Source organism: Novosphingobium sp. TK46 (assembly GCF_055361525.1).
Genome location: NZ_CM143963.1, coordinates 3,790,825 through 3,807,432 on the forward strand (window position 1 = coordinate 3,790,825; position 16,608 = coordinate 3,807,432).

Below are 16,608 nucleotides of genomic sequence, written 5' to 3' on the forward strand. Positions count from 1 at the left end.
GTCAGGCCTTGACCTCGATTTTGACCGGAAAGCGCTCGACGTAGAAGGCGAACTTCTCACGCAAGGCCGGAATGTCGAGGTTGAAGTCGCCGGCCAGGTCATAGACCACCCGGCCGTCCTTGCCGCGCGGATGGCTGTCCATGTAGCCGCGCATGTCGGCGATGCTCTCGTCGTTCGACGGCAAGCCCGCGAAATCCAGCACGCGCTGCGCGGTGCCGATGTCATCGGCGATCACGTCGCCGAACAGGATGTCGAGCCGCTGCCCGGCCGGGACCGCATCCATGTCGCGCAGGTAGGCGCGCAGCATCCGCTCGATGCGGTCGATCCAATAGGCGACGTGGGCCTGGATGTCGGGCTGCTTCTGGTGTGCAAGAACCGACAGGCCGCGCATCGTCAGCACTGACTGCAGGATCGCGAGCGGATCGCGGTGGATCTGCACGACATAAGCGTCAGGGTAGTTTGCGACCAGCGCGGGGATCTGCTCGCTGTGCTGGTTGCCCTTGAGAATCCAGCGCTGCTCGGACGGGAACTGCAGCGCAATCGCCTTGAGCATCCGCTTGCCATAGGCATAGTGCTGCGTCTGATCGTGGCTCAGCAGGTAGTCGCGCCAGGTCGGGACTTCAGCCATCCACTCCCACTGATACGTGGTGAAATCGGGCATCTGGAGCTCGTTCTCGCCGCAGGCGTGATCGGGCGAATGTTCGTGCATGGCTGCCATGATGGCGTTCTGCTTCATGCGGTCCCAGTGCGCATTGGAGCGTACCCAGCGCGGGTCCAGACCGTCTGGGCCAGCTTCCTCGCCCGGCGCCAGGACCGCTTCAGAACCCAAGTAGACCGGCAAGTGGCGCAGCCGGCGATCGGCTGCGATAAGATTTTCCAGGTGCGTCGTGCCCGACCGCGGCAGGCCGACGATGATGATCGGCCGATCGATCTTCACCGCATCGACTTCGGGATGTGCGTCGAGGAACGCCTTGTTCTTGAGCCGGTTTGCCGCCTGCTTGACGCACGCCGCGCGGAAATTCGCCTTGGCAAAGCGCCATAGGTTCGGATTGGCGGCAACCTCCTCGAGCAACGCTTCGAGCCGCGGCACGAAGTCTATCGGTCCGAAGTCGTCGAGGCCGGTTTGCGTGCTCGCATCGGCGAGGACGCCGTCGACCGACATGTCGAGCGGCTCGCCCTCGGCCGCCTCAAGTTCGGCGCGACGTGCATCGGGGATACTGGGGTCGCGGAACTGGTCGACGCGGAACACCTTGGTCTTCATCTCGCCCGAGGCGACGTCAGCAGCGGCGCTCACGCGCGGCGCTCGGCGGCGGTGTTGAGCTTGCCGGCATTCGCCATCCAGCCACCGTCGATCTTGACCAGATCGCCGGTGTGATAGCGCGACGCATCGCTCATGAAGTAAATGCCGATGCCCTCAAAGTCTTCGGGCGTACCGAAGCGCGGGATGGGGCAGCGTTCGCGCACTTGCGAACCCAACGGCGAGTCTGGGCCCTGGTCCTTGACGGTGTCGCTTTCGGTATAGCCCGGGCATACCGTGTTGGCGCGAACGCCATATTTGCCCATGTCGACCGCGATTCCGCGAGCGAGCGCGGCCATCGCGCCCTTCGACGCGTTGTAGTGCTGCATGCCGATTGAGCCGGTCACCGCCGAGAGGCTGGCGCAGAACAGGATCGAGCCGCCCGGATCACCGGCCTCGGCGCGCGTGCGCATGTGCCGCGCCGCTTCGCGCGCAAGATAGAATGCACCGTGCTGGTTGACGGCGAGCAGGCCGTGCCATGCCTCGCTGGTCATGTTGGTGAAGCAGCCCTGGTTCATCATCAGGCCGGCGTTGGCGATGGCGCCATCGACCCGGCCCATCTCGGCCACCGCTTCCGCAAACGCTTCGATGACGCGCGCTTCATCGGAAACATCGACTTCCTGTGACAGTACGCGAACGCCGTACTTGCGCAGTTCCTGCGCAGCCGCCTCGTTCTTCTCCTGCCGACGTCCCCAGATCACCAGATCGCCGCCCGCCTTGGCGATACCCTGTGCAAAGCCCAGGCCAATGCCCGAGTTTCCCCCCGAAATGACGATGACCTTGCCAGCAAGGTCCCAAGGCATCTTCGGCATCCAATTCCCCATCTTTTTTGGTGCACTAAACAGCACAGATCGTTTGGAGCGATGTGACCCATCGAATCTTGCTATCCTTAAAGAGTATCCTCTATCTCTTTGTCAAGGTGTTAGCTTGCGGCGCTATGTCGCCGGCACGCTAGCTCTTCACATCGACCCTCTGCATGCCAACGTCGGGCTAGCTGAGGCGGGGAAGCGACCGCAAGTCTCAACTCGGATGTACGATGAGTGACCTCTTATCAGGATAAAACGATGCCCAAAAAACTCAGGGACGTGCTCACACCTTCGGCAGTCGAGGAAGCCATGCCGGGACGCTATACTGATGGAGATGGTTTGCAGCTCTTAGTGAGGGCAAGCGGTGGCCGCTCATGGGTCTTTCGTTTCATGGTCAAAGGCAAGTCACGAGAGCTTGGTTTAGGGTCCGCTGGCTTCGGAGGCATCTCGTTAGCTACCGCTCGCCACACCCGTGACACGCTTCGACAGCAAGTAAAGATGGGGATCAATCCACTCCTTCTCGCTTCGCGAGACATCGCTGGCGGCCAAACCGTCCCGGAACAATCGACGTTCGCTTTGGATGGGTCGGCATCGAAAGCGGACAGTCCGAACTCACCCCTCTGCGGACGTTCAGCCTGCCCGATCTGCGCCTTCGTCGAAGAACCGCTTTCCAACTGCATCGAAGTGCTCACTGCTCGCGAAGCCGCCGCCTAGATCGTAGAGATAAAGGGTGACTGGGCAACGCTGGCTGACTGCCCATGTGATTGCCTTTTGAACCGATACAGCTTCAAGCGATGCATAATCCACCGTAAGCGACGGATCACTTTCGGGTGCTTGATCTGCATCAGCGCACCTGTTGTCGTGCTCTACCGCCTCCACGATCGCATTGACCTCACGCCAGCGATAAGGCCTCGTGCGCTTGTCTATCACATTCCTCAACATGGCAGCTTTTGTAGCGTCACACAGACTTTCCGCAAACGGCAGCTACGCATGTCGGTCAGAAACGGTCCGGAATGGCAGGACGCGCAGCCGGATGTCACGAAAGCGGCCGCCCCTTGTCGCTCGAGCGGAGTCAGCTCGGCGCCTCTCTGGTCGTAGCGACTGCCGAACGAGATCATCCTCCGGTCGAAGGCGGTGAGCGTAGCTGCGACGGTCGCAGTGTCGATCGCACCGTTCCTGTCCGGAAAGGCGCGACTGAACATCGTGCGGTAGCACGGATCGCCTCCGAGCCGCCGGTCGAGTTCGGCCTCGACGCCTTTCATGCCCATCTTGACTGGACGCTCACCCACGAGCGGGACCAGCACTTGCGCCTCCAGCGTCGTGACACGCGGATCGGCGTAGGTGAGCGGCGAGAACCATCCGACGTTGGCCAGACCCGGCACGTTGCGCCGTCCCGGATCACCGTGGACGCCGGGACGCGTTGTGTTGCCGTCGGCGAAGGCATGACGCTGCTCGTGGCATGCGGCGCAGGCCATGGTGCCGTTCGCGGACAAGTCTGCGTTTTAGAAGAGCCGGCGGCCCAGCTCGACCTTGGCGGCGCTCATCTGGTTGTTCGCAGGGACGGTTGGCGGTGTCATGCCGCCCGGCAAGTCCCAGACCCATGGCTTGCCGGGCGGCCACGCTCAGCACGAGCGCCGCGATCGCCGGAGCAGGCGCTTCACGGTAGGCGCGTCACCAGCACCGTCAGCGCGGTCTCGGCACTGGCCGCGATTTGCAGGATGTAGACGCCCGGCGTCAGCTGGTAATCGACCATCTTGCGCACGCCGGTGCAGTCCGGGCCGTGCCCGTGCGCCACCGAGACCGCGGCCTTACCGTCCTTCACCACGTCAATCCAGGCGCCGGCGCCCAGCGCCACGCGCCAGGTTCCCGCTTGCTTGACGGTGAAGCCAGCGAGCCCTCCGAAGCTGACGGTGCCGCCCGGCTTCTCCGGCCGCAGCGGGTACTTGACCGTGGGCGTCGGCGCGAGCGTCAGCGTGGCCGCACGCCCCGGCACGAGCGTCGCCTTCGCGGTGCCCTTGCTGTCACGGGACGCCGTCAGCGAGACCGGCGTGCGCCAGGAAGCGAGTTCCGCCGGCAGCGCCGCGGGCGCGGTGCAGGCAGGCGCGGCATGTTCCATTTGGGCCACCGCCGGCATGGCAGAAGCGCCGCACACGGCAAGGCAAACGACGAACACGCGGCGATCCAACATCCGGGCACTTCCTCCTGAGCGATGACGCTAGATACGGCCAGATATAGAGCTTCGGGCATCATTAACAGGGGAGATCATGCGGACCGTCCTAGCGGCCTGGCTTATGGCAGGCACTATGCTTTCGACCTCAGCTTACGCGCAGGAGAGCGCCGACCCGGCGCCGTCCGGCCAGGGGCTCGACGCCTTCTCACTCGGCCAGATTACCGTCACCGCGCCGCGTGCGGAAGGCATCGAGATCGACAGCAACACGCTTTCGAAGCGATCTAAACTTTGAGCCGCATCTCACTCGACGACGCGGTGAACCTGATGCCCGGCGTCGCGGCGGGCAACAGCGGGGGCACCCGCAACGAGCGCCTCGTGTTCGTGCGCGGCTTCGACCGGTTCCAGGTACCGCTCTCGATCGACGGCATCCGCGTCTACCTGCCGGCCGACAACCGCCTCGACTATGGCCGCTTCCTGAACACCGACATCGCCAAGGTGCAGGTGGCCAAGGGCTACGCCTCGGTGATCGACGGCCCCGGCGCGATGGGCGGCGCGATCAACCTCGTCACCAGCAAGCCGACCAAGGCGCTCGACGTCGACGTGCGCGGCATGGTCAACTTCAACAACGATGTCGACTACGCCGGCTACTCCACGTCGGCCAAGATCGGCACCAAGCACGAAAAGTGGTATGCGCAAGCCAGCTATGCGCGCAGCTTCACCGACCATTGGGACCTGCCCAAGGGCTTCGACGTCAAGGTGCCCGCGCTGGAAGATGGCGGCGGGCGCGATTTCTCGCGCACCCGCGACTGGCGGGTCAACGCCAAGATCGGCTTCACCCCCAACGCCACCGACGAATACGCTCTAAGCTACACCCACCAGGAAGGCGCTAAGGGCGCGCCGCTGCACGTCAGCGACCTGGTGACGACGCCGCGTTTCTGGGACTGGCCTTCGTGGGACATCACCAGCGTCTACTTCCTCTCAACGACCGCACGCTCAGCACGCAGAGCCGACCGTTCGCCTTCGACAGTCCTTACGAGGACCGCGCCTGGGGCGGCTTGGCGCAGTTCGACCTGAAGGTGAGCGATGCCGACACGCTGCGCTATTCGTTCCACTATCGTCACGACAAGCACGTCGAGTTCCAGACCAGCTTCTCGACCGCGGGCGTGCCGACTACCGAGCCCCGCCAGACGCAGACCGAGGACACCTTCTCTGCCGCGCTGGAGAACGAGTTGAAGCTGAGCCTGGACCTGACCTTCACCGTTGGCGGCAGCATCGACTGGCGCAACCTGCTGCGCGCCGAGGAATACGGACCGCCGCTCGGCACTTCGGGCGCCTCGGTCCTCTACCAGTACCCGCGCCGCGATGCGCAGACCTGGAATGCGCAAGGTCGGTTCGATTGGCAGGCCAACGACGGAGTGGACCTGCACGCCAGCCTGTCCTCACGCGCCCGCTTCCCGACGATCTTCGAGCGGTTCAGCCAACGCTTCAATACCGCGATTCCCAATGCGGAGCTCAAGGCCGAACGCGCCACCAACGCCGAGATCGGCGGATCCTGGGCGAGCGGCAAGGTGCGGGTCGAAGGCGCGCTGTTCTACAGCTGGGTCGATAACGCGATCTTCGACGTACTGACGCCGGCGTACCCCTGCACCGCCTCGATCACGCCGCCCGCGACGCCACGACCGGGCTGTGCGCTGACCAACCTCACGCAGAGCCGCAACGTCGGCAAGGGCGACTACTACGGCAGCGAGATCTCGGTGTCGGTCAAGCTGGCGCCGGGGCTCGACGCTGGGTTCAACTACACGCTGATCAAGCGCGATCTGGACTACGCCGCGCCCCCCCCCTTCCGGCCCACCGGCGTGCCGACGCACAAGGGCTTCGTCTATGTTGATTGGTCGCCGGTCGAGGCGCTGCACGTGATCCCGAACCTCGACCTCGCTTCAGCAGATCGCTGGACCCTGTTCACCGCGGCCCCGGCGACCGCGCCGCAGCGCTACTATCGCACTGGTTCGTACGTGAACGCCGAGCTACGGGCCGATTTCGACGTGAACGAGAACGTCGCCATCGGCGTCGGCGGGCGTAACCTGTTCGACCAGCTGTATACGCTCACCGACGGCTTCCCCGAGCCAGGCCGCACCTTCTTCGCCAGCGTGCGAGCCAAGTACTGAGCTCGGTCCGTCAGCCCCTCCCCCGACGTCCAGTCAGAGACATTGAGGGGGAGTTGCTACTTGCCGATCAAGACGTCGCTGGCCTTGATCAAGACGGTGACCGCGTCGCCGACAGCCAAACCGAGATCAGCGATCGCCTCCTCGGTGATGCTGGACGTGATCACGTTGCCGCCGCCGACGTCCACCTTGATGGTACCGTTCACAGCCCCCCTCGGTAATCGCCGTGATGGTACCCCTGAGCTGATTGCGCGCGCTGATCTTCATCTGCCGATCCTGTGCCTTAACTGAAGCTATCGATTAGCGGCTCGCTCGAGCTGCGCCAACAAAACGGACGTCGGCTTTCTAGGGGGCGCGTTCGAAAGTTGGTGTATAGCTGCGGCTGCATATCACATCGGATCAGATTGCAGCACTACAGACCTTCGCATGTTGTTAGAATTGACGTCGAGCCTGACCGTAAGCTGCCCCCGCTGGTGCCTCATGGCACCACCTTGGTTACGATCATGAAAATGAACCGACGGCCGCTTTCAGGCACCGCATCTTGGCCTGCCAATGACTGGAATGAGGGCGGCAGGCGCCCTGCCCCGGTTCTCGCCAGGCACGTCCAGCGCGAACTGACCAGCACCATCGCCTCGACGATCCGTAATAGGCCGTTCGGCTCGTCTAACTCCGCTCTAAGTTGCAGATACACATTCGGCTTCAATCACCCGCAGTTGAACGAGCGCAGTGGAAGCAAGGCGCGCAGCCTCGGGTCGCGCAACCACAGCCCTCCCCAGGCGCCGACGCCCAGCGCCATGTTCACGATTTCGGGCAGGATCACCACCTGTGTAACACGCAGATGTGCGGCGAGCGCTCCGCCAACGAAACCGGTGATGAGGATTGCGCCTAGCACTGCCGTGCGCGGGACTGCGTAGGCAAGGCCGCTGACGAGGGCGAGCAACGCAACGGGTAGTAGTGTCTCTGAACCCCAGCCGTCAGAAGCCATCTCCGGCGCGAACAACTGCGGGCGCAGCAAGCCAACGAGGCCATCAGCGGTCATCGCCAAGGCCACTATCGTACTCACTACGATTCCCGAGCGATGGCCAGTCGTTCCCTTGATCATCATCATCCCCAGCGCTGCAATCGTGAGAAGTATGAGGGAGAGCGTTGACTGGCGCCAGCCCCGGCGAGCAGGCGAGTGTTCCGTTGAGCAGGCGATCCTGGCGCGTTGGCCAGCAGCCCCATCCTGATCAGCTTGAACGAACGAAGACCCGCTGGCAGACGCTTAGAGCTCACCGGCGGCTTCCCCTAAGCGGACCCTTGTTCATTCTGAGGGGTTCCGAGTTTCGCGACTTGTCTCTCGCAAGATCGGGTAAGTTAGATGGCGAGCGTCTTCCTCCAGAAAACGCCCGAGAAGCCAGTCGATACGAGCCTGCGGATCTGCCTTGAAGGATGGATCCGTCTTCAGCTTGGCGTCGAAAGCGGATTTTGCTGCTTCGTTTTGCGCCAGCAGAGCATCGCCTAAAGGCGCGCGTACGAAATCCTCCGCGTTGGCAGGAGCCGAGAGCATCTCCGGGAAGAAGCCCCAAGCCAGGAAGGAGTCCGCGGCTTCTGGCTCGAGCAGAGCAGCCGCAAGCAGCCCGAGTGGTTGGTCGGATGACACCCGGATGGTGCCGGCGGGCAGTATTCGCTTCACGGCTTCGTGCGTGAAGGAAGCTTTCAACGGCAATCGACCGTCCTGCGCTCGCTGCACCGCTGGGTCGTGCAACCGCACGCGATCGAGCGTCAGGCTGAGCGGCTCTCCGATCGTTTCGAAGCGGATCCCGTGCAAGCGCAGCCGGTCGATGACCTCGACCTGTTCTTGCGGCACCCACCATGCCTTGGGCAGCGTCACGCTCGCGATGGGCTCCTGCCCGATGATCGGCATGCGGAAGGTGACCGGCTTGCCCGTCCAGCGCTGTTCCACTCGCCCGGTCGCCGGCGAGCGATACGTCTCGAACGCTACGCCCCTGAACTTCTCGACCCACTCGACCGGCTGGTTGGCGGGCTTCCAACTCGTCAGCATCGTCGATGGCCGGCTCGCGCGATCATCGGCCTTCGCGGCAGCGATCCGATCTCGGTCTTGTGCCGCCAGCTTCAGTGCAGCCTCGATCAGCACGTAAGTACCCAGCACACGCTGGCGATACGGCTTGAGCATGTGGTTTTCGACCAGCACGGTCGGAACGCCGATGAAGTCGCCGTAACCCGTCGAGTACCGCGGACCTTCCGGTGCCTGGCGGATGCCCTTTTCTGGCGCGCGCGTGTCGATCGGGCTGGGGTATATGGTCGGGATGTGTCCAGCGCGCTCCAGTGCCTTCGTGATGGTCGGTCCAAAGCGCATCATCAGCCAGTCCGCAGTGGCGCGGTGATAGGCGTAGCGGCCCCAGCCTGCATACGTGAAGGTGACGTCGTACTGCATATCGAAACCGTCGCTGACATGGCAGTCGATATAGAGGATCGGATCCAGCCAGCGCAGCAATGCGATCATCGCGCGGGTCTCGGGCGCGTCCACTTTGGCGTAGTCACGGTTGAGGTTGATGCCCCGGGCATTGCCAACGGTGCCTTTCTCCAGAGGACCGCGCAGTGCCGGGAAGTTCCAGCGGCTCATCCGCTCATGGCCGTCGACGTTGTAGATCGGCACGAAGACCAGATCGACTTGGTCGAGCAGCGTGTCCTTCCCGCGCAGCGCGATGTCGCGCAGCAGCATGAGCCCGGCATCCTTGCCGTCGATCTCGCCTGCGTGAATGCCGGCCTGCACCAGCACGACCGGCTTCACCGATCCGCCCTTGCTGGCGCGCACCATCAGCAGATCGCGTCCCTCTCCACTGCGCCCAAAGCTCTCAAGCGAAATGAGCGGCGAGGCGACATCCAAGCGCTCCAGCCAGGCACGCGTTTCTGCATAGCGCGGCGTGGTCGCAAAGCCGGCCCGCTCGACGGGGGTGATCCAGGGATCGTCCTTGGCCACGATGAGCCGCTCGCTCGCGCCCGACCAGGGAAGCGCAGGTGGCAACGCGGCGGCAGGCATCTCCGGCAACAGCGCGGGCGTTTGCGCGACAGTGGATGAAGCGGCGACAATCCCGGCAGTCATGCCGAGGAGGGACAACAAACGCATGGCTCTCTCGTGTCAGAAGTTGGCGCGCAGGCCGATCGTGGCGGTGCGCGGCGTGCCGGGCTGGACCCAGACCGGCGAATAACTGTTGGCGTACCAATGTGCATCGAACAGGTTCGTCACCGAACCGAACAGCTCGACGTTCTCGATCACCTCGGCTTGGCCGAACACCCGCACCAGCGTGTGCGAGGGCAGCTTGAAGTCTGTCCCGGTCTCACCATTGCGCGATCCAACGTGCTGCACGCCCGCGCCGAGCGTCGCCTTGCGTTCACCGATCTTCAAGCGCTTGGCGGCCTGGAGGTTGAGGTTGTGGCGCGGAATGTTGATGAGTGGATCGCCGGGCTCGATCTGGAAAGAGAAGTTGGGATCCAGCACCCGTGAGCGCGCCTCTGCATCGGTGTAGGCGTAGCTAAGCAGCACGTCGACGTCGTGTGCCAGCTTCCCAGTAACATCGATTTCGACTCCGCGACTGCGCGCTTTGCCGATCGCGACCGAGAAGCCGGGGTTGAGCGTATCGGTGGCAAGCACGTTCGACTTGTCGAGTTGGTATGCGGCAAGCGTGCCGGTGAGACGCCCGCGAAATGCCGCGAACTTCACGCCAACTTCGATCGACTTGCTCGTCTCCGGCTCGAACACCGTTCCAGTGGCATCGGCACCGATGTTGGCGCGAAAGCCCTCTCCATATGCGGCATAGACCGACAGCGGCTTGCTCACTTCGTAGACGATCCCGGCCTGCGGGCTGAACCGGCTGCGCTTGCGGCGCCCCTCGACGCTCGTAAGGCGATTGTCGACGCGCAGCAGGAAGTCGTCGTAGCGCCCGCCAACGCGGATCTGAAGCCGGTCTGTGAGGGTGATCTGGTCCTGCACGAAAGCACCGATCGAACGCTGCACGTCGAGGCGGTTGGTGATTGGAGCGGTTGCGGGAACGGGAAACCGGCCATAGACCGGGTTCTGCAGGTCGAGCACGTAGCCAGCCTGGTCGGTGGTGGCAGATGTCACCACTGGTCCGCGATAGCGCGTGAACAACTGGTCGGTGGCGAAGTAATCGTAATCGGCGCCGACAAGGACTCGGTGGCGCAGAGAGCCCGTGTTGAATTCGCCGGCGAGTTCCGCGCGCACCACGCTATGCTCCGAAGTGTAGCGCCGCGTCCGCCGCTGACGCGACAGCGAGCGCCCGTCGACATAGAGCTTCTGCCGCGCCCTTGCCGTTTCCGCATCGGACGAAGCGCCGGTCAGCAGCGTGTCGCGGTGGCTGGCGCCCACGAGCAGGCTCCACCGATCATTGAAGTCGTGCTGCAGGCGCAGCTGGTGTCCGGTCGCTCGCGCGGCCGTGTCACCGTCGCTCGGCTCACCCAAAAAGCGCGATCGAGGAACTGTCTTGAAATCATCGTTCAGCACGACGATGCCACGATCGAAGGGTACTTCCACGCGGGTCCACTCGAAATCGTACGTCAGTCGGGTTGCATCGCCCAACGCGAGGCCAATCGATGGCAGGATGCCCCAGCGCCGCTGCTCGACCGTGTCGCGGAACGTGTCACCCGCTTCAGCATAGCCAATAACGCGCGCGCTCAGCTTTCCTGTGAGCGCCAGGTTGGCGTCGGCCTCTGCCCGGAGAGTATCGAAGCTGCGATGCTGCACCGATGCGCTGCCGAAGGTGTCGCCTAACTGCGGCTGCTTGGTGACGAGGTTGATCGATCCACCCGGCTCCCCGCGCCCGAGCACGGCGGCGGCAGGTCCCTTGAGCACCTCGATCCGTTCGATGCCGGCTACGTCGCGCTGCCCGCTGAAGCCTCGCCCTGCGTTGAAGCCATTGACGAGGTACCCGCTTGGCAGGTTCTCGTCGCCGGCAAAGCCGCGGACCGCAAAGCTATCCCACAGTCCGCCCAGGGTGTTCTGCCGGACCACCGAGGCGTTGAGATCCAGCGCATCGGTCAGGCGCAGTATGGCGTTCTGTTCGATTACCGCCTCACCGATTGTGGCAATGGCCTGCGCAATTTCACGCAGGGTGAAGTCGCCGCGGTAAGGCTGGCGTACACCGCTGACGATGATCTCGTCGCGCTCTGCTTCGGCCGCTTCCTCCGCCTCGGCCGCGCCGGGAACACATGAGAACGCAAGCACGAGTGGGGTGACGCCGACTATCGAGGCAGAGCGCAGAGACGATCGCAACGGATTTCCTTTTGGCGAAACGGCCGGTTGAAACGCCAGCCTGAGCGCGAGCCTATTGGCGAGATGATATAACATCGTCAATGATATGTTGTTACATAAGCGATGATTCGGCAAGAAGCGCTCGCGCTGATGCTGCTGCGAGCCTTGCGAGAGAACGATGTCTACCAACGAACCCGTTTCGATCACCGACCTGACGCTTAGCTACGGTCGTCAAACCGTCCTGAACCGAATGTCGCTTGCTGTTCCGGAAGGTATCATCACCGCTCTGCTGGGTGGCAACGGCGCCAGAAAATCGACCACCCTGGCTGCCCTGCTGGGATTTGCTAGAGCGCAAGCGGGCACGATCGCGGTGTGCGGCATCGATCCCGGCAGCAATCCCGACGAGGCACGCCGGAGCATTGCCTATCTTCCTGAGAACGTCGCCCTGTACGAGCATCTCTCCGCCGTCGAGAACGCCGACCACCTGCTCGCACTATCCGGTGGGCGCCAGACACTTGGCCCGATTAAGGATGCGCTATTGGCAGCGGGCTTGCAGGAGCAGGCCTGGGATCAACGGCTGCGCGGCTTCTCCAAGGGCATGCGCCAAAAAGTCGCGATCGCCGTGGCATTGCTGCGGCAGGTTCCGGTGCTGCTGCTCGACAAGCCGACCTCCGGCCTGGACCCACGCGCCACGGCTGACTTCAACAAGATTCTCCTGCAGGTATGCGCCTATCGCAAAACATTGTAAGCTCGCGACGAAGCAGCGAGGGCGCTCGGTTGGCTGTTACCTTCAGTCGGCGTGTAGGCACTGATCACGCGCATGGCAGAGGCGGATTTCATCGCTCAACTCAGCTACCAAGACCGTGTCCGTGCCTTCCACAAGCGCTTGCGAACGTTCTACTACGGGTACCTCTTTACCGACAAAGCATTAGGCAGGAGCGATTTCGAACAAGCGCCGAAGTTTGATGATCAGCGCCGGGATCCTGGCCCGCGGGTAGACAAGCTTACGTGTCGCCAGTTTACCAAAACATCCCAATGAACGAAAGTCCGCTTCCGGGTGGCGCCCAAGTGCCGTGCAATGTCGTATATGAGGGCGCGAACAGCCTGTCCGGAGCCGGGCGCTGATCTTAGGATAGCGGACTTGGCGCCGGCGTTCCCATTTCACCATCCTAAGCGGCATAATAGGCGCTATTGAAGGCGGATGACGGTTAGCCCGCCCCTCTTGGCGTCATTAGACGCGATCGGTAATCTCATGGTCGAGGCGCGTGATCCGTGGTGGATTATCGCGAGCGCAGCCGTCGCCCTGCACGGGGCGGATCCAGGCCATGTAGCTGACGTGGACGTACTATTGAGCATTACCGATGCGCAACGGATTCTGCCAACGATCGGCATCCAGCTTCGGCAGGGATCGGAGCACGCTGCATTTCGGTCGACGATCTTCGGCACTTGGACTGGAACGACGCCGTTGCCGGTGGAGTTCATGGCAGACTTCCACCGCCGGTCAGGGGAGACGTGGCTGCCGGTACTGCCGGCGACGCGGCAACGCGTCGAGGTTGCTGGCGTGGTTGTCTTCGTTCCCGAGAAGGCGGACCTACAGGCCATGCTCACCGCTTTCGGGCGACCGAAGGACCTACAGCGCGCACAGAGCCTCGCGGCTGTGGCTTAGAGCCTTTCCCGTAATGCCAATCTCATTGGGGAAAGCCCTGTCCGTCTCAATCGCCGTTCCCAATCGGGAAACCACATCCTCAGTCGTCCGCACTGATCCAGAACAGGTCTTCCACCCGCTTGTCGAGATTGCGAGCGATCTTAAGCGCCAGCAATGCGGAGGGCGAAAATACCAAGTTCTCAATGGTGATGATTGTCTTACGGGATACGCCAACGCGCTGTGCTAAACCGGCTTGGGTCAAGCTTAGGCGCTCCCGCTCCACGCGGAGCCGGTTCAGCAACCGCTCGGTCAATGACGTGCCAAAGCACGTTCCGCGACCCCGAAGCTTATTAGGGCAGAACAAATACCCACGGACATGATTATCTGGATGGCGTCTCGCGGCCCGTAATCCTTTACGTAAGTCAGAATGTAGCAAACCACGGCCGTCGCGAGCATATTCCAGAAGCCGATCATCAAAGATCGCCTCCTGCTAACGTCGCTTCCTTCATCGTTCAGAATGCCACGCAAGGCCGTGTTGCGGAAAAGGCCGCTCGCCCAAAGAAGAAAGATGGCGAGGACGATGCCAGTAACCATCCAGGTAATCTGACCTGCACCGCTTTCGTCCATTCGCGGCGCCTGTGTTGCCGCTACAACGGTGCCCATAATGATGGCGGCCGTCGCTCTGTGCTTTGATAGACGCTCCGCTCTTTCGGCAACTACCGATTGCATATGCACGCCTCATTGGTAACCCTAGGGTGACATGGGTAACCTAAAGTGACACGCGGTCAGCGACCTTAGCGCGGCGCTGCGCCGAATAGGATTTCCAGTTTTTCGATCCCCTATGAGCCGGCCATGGCCGTCTCGGTCGCGGTTCCCAATGGGAATGCCGTGCCCCTCTTTGATCGTCGTTCGCGAACAGCACGGCCGCACCGTACTACATCGGCGAGAGAATGGCGGCGTTCTTCGCGATGATGCCTGCGACTTCATCGTAAACCAGCTTTGCTTGGTTGCTGATCGTCTCCGTAGCAGGCGCGATCAGTCAAATCAGCTCGACAGGGCGCAGTGGCGTGTCGAGAGCGACTAGGCCGTCACCGAGGAAGCAAGGTAGCATCCCTATGCCGATGCCCGCTGCTATCGCGGCGCGCTGCCCAGCAAGGCTGTTGACCAGGATATCTGGTTCGCGACCGAAATGCTGCCGTAGCCACAGACGGGCCGGAAGGCTGTAGGAATCGCTCCATCCGATCAGTCGGACATGCTTGCGGTCGTAGTCGGCAGCGGACCTCGCATAGAGTGAATGGGCCATCCGCCCGACCTGCCGGACGGTCAAAGCACCCTTTGTCGGCCGCACGAGGCGCAGCGCAATGTCAGCTTCGCCGCGCGCAATCCCGATCGTGTCGATGCCCGTTACCACTTCAAGCGTCAGGGCTGGGTAACGGTCCAGCAAGGGACCTAGGCCTGGAAGAAGGAGGGTTGTTGCTAATGTCTCCGGTGCCGCAAGGCGAACGATCCCCGCCACCTCGCCGCCCCTACTCGCGACTCCATCACGAAGAAGACGCATTGTCTGTTCGGCCAGCTCCGCGTCGCCGATCATGGCCCGGCCGTCGCTGGTCAGGCGATAACCGCTAGAATGACGGATAAACAACGGCACGCCGAGAGACGCCTCCGCGCCGCAACGCGGCGCCCAACCGTCTGCGTACTGATGCCAAGGTCGCGCCCCGCGCGGCTCAAGCCGCCGCCTCGCGCAACGACGGTAAAGCAGCGAAGATCGTCTCAGTCCATATCTCTCCATAAATGGAAAACCGAAGTCCAGCATCATCCATTTCTGAGGTGGCTTTGATCCGGCATGGTCACGGCTTGAGGAGAGCAACATGAAGGACGATCGATATGCGCGAGGTATCGCGCGATTGACGGAGATCGATGGTGCCGCTGGGAATGCGATGATCGCGGGGCTAGCCGACCTGGCTCCGGACCTGGGACGCTACATTGTCGAGTTCGGGTTCGGCGACGTGTATAGCCGACCGGGCCTCGACCTCCAAACCCGCGAGTTGGCCACGGTCGCTGCATTGACCGCGATGGGAAATGCGCACGCGCAGTTGAAAGTCCACCTAGCTGCAGCGCTCAATGTCGGCGCGACCGTTGCCGAGGTGGTAGAGGTCATCATCCAGATGGCCCTCTGTGCGAGCTTCCCCGCATCGCTGAACGCCGTCACCACATTGCGGGCCGTGTTGGCAGCGCGCCATGACTGACACGCGATCGATTGTGGAACAGTAATTCGCAGCATTCGGCGCAGGCGATACCGAAGCGGCTCTGACATGTGTCCATCCCGATGCGATCTCGCATGTCGATGGTGATCCGATCGTTGGAACCGTTGGGATCATCCGCGGGGGTGACACGGTGCGCGCATGGCAGATGCGCTTTCCTTTCAGCTTTCGTTCGCTCGACTTCTCCGTAGAGCGGCTGATCGCGGGTGCCCACGCGGCCGGTAGCGTTGCGCCGCGAGCATCGATCAACGGGACGATCTACGAATGGGACGATACCGGAGAAGGCCCGCCAGTGTTGTTCCTTCATGGCCTGTTTCTCGATCGGGCCTTCTGGTCGCATCAGATCGCCGCGCTCAATGCGCATCGGCGCTGCATGGCGTTCGATATGCCGGCGACATGGGGCGAGCGGTTGGCGACCAGGCCCAACCTTGACGGGATCGCTGAAGACGCTGCGCTTTGGGTCGAGGAGCATTGTTGCAGGCCGGGAACGATCGTCGGCCACAGCCAACGCGGCATGATCGCGATGCGAGTAGCAGCATGTCATCAACCACTGGTGAGTGCGTGGTGTTGGTCAACACGTGCGCCCGAGCGGAATACCCCGATCGGCTCGACGGTTGGCAACAACGTCGTGCGGCGCTGCTGGGATCGGACAATGAACGCGCCGCTGTCATGAGGGGCATCCAGCAACTGACGACCGGGTGCCATTGGATCGATGGTCATCCGCATGAGATCGCAGCCGAACATGCAGCATGATGCGGCATGACCCGACGCTCCTCGTGCAAGCCATCGATGCAGCGGTGTTCGATCGAAAGGATGTAATCGGGCTGCTGAGCAGCATCGGCTCGCCGGTCGACATCCTGTCAGGCGGGCTGGATCAAGCTACGCCCCCCGCATTGGGAGAGGAAATCACCCACGAAGTGGGCGATGGTCGACATACCGCCGTGCCAGAGGGTGCCTCGAATTGAATCCCCTCGCGAGGACCTTTCCGGCACTCC

General features: G+C 62.7%; 21 protein-coding genes and 3 pseudogenes. 10 read left to right on the forward strand and 14 right to left on the reverse strand.

What is annotated here, in order from left to right; genetic code table 11:
• Position 1: 1 nt before the first annotated feature.
• Both ACXJ1Z_RS18055 and ACXJ1Z_RS18060 read right to left on the reverse strand, forming a co-directional pair.
• The gene (locus ACXJ1Z_RS18055; RefSeq protein WP_463778574.1) at positions 2–1,294 is read right to left on the reverse strand and encodes a sulfotransferase family protein; all 1,293 of its coding nucleotides are present in this window, start codon (positions 1,292–1,294) and stop codon (positions 2–4) included.
• Positions 1,291–2,109 carry an SDR family NAD(P)-dependent oxidoreductase gene (locus ACXJ1Z_RS18060; RefSeq protein WP_463778576.1) on the reverse strand — a complete coding sequence of 273 codons (819 nt, stop codon included), beginning with the start codon at positions 2,107–2,109 and terminating at the stop codon, positions 1,291–1,293. Before ACXJ1Z_RS18060 ends, ACXJ1Z_RS18055 begins: the two co-directional genes overlap by 4 nt.
• Before the next feature lie 252 nt (positions 2,110–2,361).
• On the opposite strand from ACXJ1Z_RS18060, the gene ACXJ1Z_RS18065 reads away from it, so the two are divergent.
• A complete protein-coding gene (locus ACXJ1Z_RS18065; RefSeq protein WP_463778577.1) occupies positions 2,362–2,817 on the forward strand; it encodes an Arm DNA-binding domain-containing protein in 456 nt (151 codons plus the stop codon).
• Here ACXJ1Z_RS18065 and ACXJ1Z_RS18070 read toward each other — a convergent pair.
• The 3 genes from ACXJ1Z_RS18070 to ACXJ1Z_RS18080 all read right to left on the reverse strand — a co-directional run bounded on the left by ACXJ1Z_RS18070 (position 2,734) and on the right by ACXJ1Z_RS18080 (position 4,291).
• Positions 2,734–3,033, reverse strand: coding sequence for a hypothetical protein (locus ACXJ1Z_RS18070; RefSeq protein WP_463778579.1), 300 nt, complete (start codon positions 3,031–3,033; stop codon positions 2,734–2,736). The genes ACXJ1Z_RS18065 and ACXJ1Z_RS18070 overlap by 84 nt on opposite strands.
• A gap of 5 nt (positions 3,034–3,038) precedes the next feature.
• Positions 3,039–3,596: a cytochrome-c peroxidase gene (locus tag ACXJ1Z_RS18075; RefSeq protein ID WP_463778580.1), complete on the reverse strand. Its 558-nt coding sequence runs from the start codon at positions 3,594–3,596 to the stop codon at positions 3,039–3,041.
• Between the two features lie 164 nt (positions 3,597–3,760).
• On the reverse strand, positions 3,761–4,291 hold the full coding sequence (locus ACXJ1Z_RS18080; protein ID WP_463778581.1) for a hypothetical protein: 531 nt from the start codon (positions 4,289–4,291) through the stop codon (positions 3,761–3,763).
• Between the two features lie 115 nt (positions 4,292–4,406).
• On the opposite strand from ACXJ1Z_RS18080, the gene ACXJ1Z_RS18085 reads away from it, so the two are divergent.
• Genes ACXJ1Z_RS18085 through ACXJ1Z_RS18095 form a run of 3 tightly spaced genes read left to right on the forward strand, consistent with a single transcriptional unit; the run spans position 4,407 to position 6,438 of the window.
• On the forward strand, positions 4,407–4,565 hold the full coding sequence (locus ACXJ1Z_RS18085) for a hypothetical protein (protein WP_463778583.1): 159 nt from the start codon (positions 4,407–4,409) through the stop codon (positions 4,563–4,565).
• The gene (locus ACXJ1Z_RS18090; RefSeq protein WP_463778584.1) at positions 4,562–5,347 is read left to right on the forward strand and encodes a TonB-dependent receptor plug domain-containing protein; all 786 of its coding nucleotides are present in this window, start codon (positions 4,562–4,564) and stop codon (positions 5,345–5,347) included. Before ACXJ1Z_RS18085 ends, ACXJ1Z_RS18090 begins: the two co-directional genes overlap by 4 nt.
• Positions 5,329–6,438 carry a TonB-dependent receptor domain-containing protein gene (locus ACXJ1Z_RS18095; RefSeq protein WP_463778586.1) on the forward strand — a complete coding sequence of 370 codons (1,110 nt, stop codon included), beginning with the start codon at positions 5,329–5,331 and terminating at the stop codon, positions 6,436–6,438. The genes ACXJ1Z_RS18090 and ACXJ1Z_RS18095 overlap by 19 nt, the downstream gene beginning before the upstream one ends.
• A 56-nt stretch (positions 6,439–6,494) precedes the next feature.
• Here ACXJ1Z_RS18095 and ACXJ1Z_RS18100 read toward each other — a convergent pair whose 3' ends face one another.
• From ACXJ1Z_RS18100 to ACXJ1Z_RS18115, 4 genes are all read right to left on the reverse strand, one after another.
• A complete protein-coding gene (locus tag ACXJ1Z_RS18100; RefSeq protein WP_463778587.1) occupies positions 6,495–6,641 on the reverse strand; it encodes a TOBE domain-containing protein in 147 nt (48 codons plus the stop codon).
• A 497-nt stretch (positions 6,642–7,138) separates the two neighbouring features.
• Complete coding sequence (locus ACXJ1Z_RS18105) at positions 7,139–7,543, reverse strand: DoxX family protein (protein ID WP_463778589.1); 405 nt, start codon at positions 7,541–7,543, stop codon at positions 7,139–7,141.
• Positions 7,544–7,738: 195 nt separating this feature from the next.
• Complete coding sequence (locus ACXJ1Z_RS18110) at positions 7,739–9,565, reverse strand: M14 family metallopeptidase (RefSeq protein ID WP_463778590.1); 1,827 nt, start codon at positions 9,563–9,565, stop codon at positions 7,739–7,741.
• A 12-nt stretch (positions 9,566–9,577) separates the two neighbouring features.
• Positions 9,578–11,728, reverse strand: coding sequence for a TonB-dependent siderophore receptor (locus ACXJ1Z_RS18115; protein WP_463778592.1), 2,151 nt, complete (start codon positions 11,726–11,728; stop codon positions 9,578–9,580).
• Between the two features lie 157 nt (positions 11,729–11,885).
• Here ACXJ1Z_RS18115 and ACXJ1Z_RS18120 point away from each other — a divergent pair.
• The 3 genes and pseudogenes from ACXJ1Z_RS18120 to ACXJ1Z_RS18130 all read left to right on the forward strand — a co-directional run.
• Positions 11,886–12,431: pseudogene (locus ACXJ1Z_RS18120) on the forward strand (ATP-binding cassette domain-containing protein); the annotation flags it as partial.
• 96 nt (positions 12,432–12,527) lie between these two features.
• Complete coding sequence (locus ACXJ1Z_RS18125; RefSeq protein WP_463778593.1) at positions 12,528–12,746, forward strand: DUF3526 domain-containing protein; 219 nt, start codon at positions 12,528–12,530, stop codon at positions 12,744–12,746.
• Positions 12,747–12,959: 213 nt separating this feature from the next.
• The gene (locus ACXJ1Z_RS18130) at positions 12,960–13,373 is read left to right on the forward strand and encodes a hypothetical protein (RefSeq protein WP_463778595.1); all 414 of its coding nucleotides are present in this window, start codon (positions 12,960–12,962) and stop codon (positions 13,371–13,373) included.
• A gap of 79 nt (positions 13,374–13,452) precedes the next feature.
• On the opposite strand, the gene ACXJ1Z_RS18135 is transcribed toward ACXJ1Z_RS18130, so the two are convergent.
• The 4 genes and pseudogenes from ACXJ1Z_RS18135 to ACXJ1Z_RS18150 form a co-directional block, all read right to left on the reverse strand.
• On the reverse strand, positions 13,453–13,635 hold the full coding sequence (locus ACXJ1Z_RS18135; RefSeq protein WP_463781293.1) for a helix-turn-helix transcriptional regulator: 183 nt from the start codon (positions 13,633–13,635) through the stop codon (positions 13,453–13,455).
• A gap of 26 nt (positions 13,636–13,661) precedes the next feature.
• Positions 13,662–14,081 (reverse strand): hypothetical protein, encoded by a 420-nt coding sequence (locus ACXJ1Z_RS18140; protein WP_463778597.1) that lies wholly within the window; start codon positions 14,079–14,081, stop codon positions 13,662–13,664.
• Positions 14,082–14,391: 310 nt separating this feature from the next.
• Entirely contained in the window at positions 14,392–15,000 is a 609-nt protein-coding gene (locus ACXJ1Z_RS18145) for a LysR substrate-binding domain-containing protein (RefSeq protein ID WP_463778599.1), read from the reverse strand.
• Positions 14,961–15,110, reverse strand: a pseudogene (locus ACXJ1Z_RS18150) (hypothetical protein); the annotation flags it as partial. The pseudogene ACXJ1Z_RS18150 and the gene ACXJ1Z_RS18145, both read right to left, overlap by 40 nt.
• A 110-nt stretch (positions 15,111–15,220) precedes the next feature.
• Here ACXJ1Z_RS18150 and ACXJ1Z_RS18155 point away from each other — a divergent pair.
• Together ACXJ1Z_RS18155 and ACXJ1Z_RS18160 are read left to right on the forward strand one after the other, a co-directional pair.
• Positions 15,221–15,598, forward strand: a complete 378-nt coding sequence (locus ACXJ1Z_RS18155; protein WP_463778601.1) for a carboxymuconolactone decarboxylase family protein — start codon at positions 15,221–15,223, stop codon at positions 15,596–15,598.
• A gap of 85 nt (positions 15,599–15,683) precedes the next feature.
• A pseudogene (locus ACXJ1Z_RS18160) lies at positions 15,684–16,130 on the forward strand (alpha/beta fold hydrolase); the annotation flags it as partial.
• A 26-nt stretch (positions 16,131–16,156) separates the two neighbouring features.
• On the opposite strand, the gene ACXJ1Z_RS18165 reads toward ACXJ1Z_RS18160, so the two are convergent.
• On the reverse strand, positions 16,157–16,357 hold the full coding sequence (locus ACXJ1Z_RS18165; RefSeq protein WP_463778602.1) for a hypothetical protein: 201 nt from the start codon (positions 16,355–16,357) through the stop codon (positions 16,157–16,159).
• A 5-nt stretch (positions 16,358–16,362) separates the two neighbouring features.
• Between ACXJ1Z_RS18165 and ACXJ1Z_RS18170 the strand changes: the two genes are divergently transcribed.
• Complete coding sequence (locus ACXJ1Z_RS18170) at positions 16,363–16,578, forward strand: hypothetical protein (RefSeq protein WP_463778604.1); 216 nt, start codon at positions 16,363–16,365, stop codon at positions 16,576–16,578.
• Positions 16,579–16,608 lie beyond the last annotated feature (30 nt).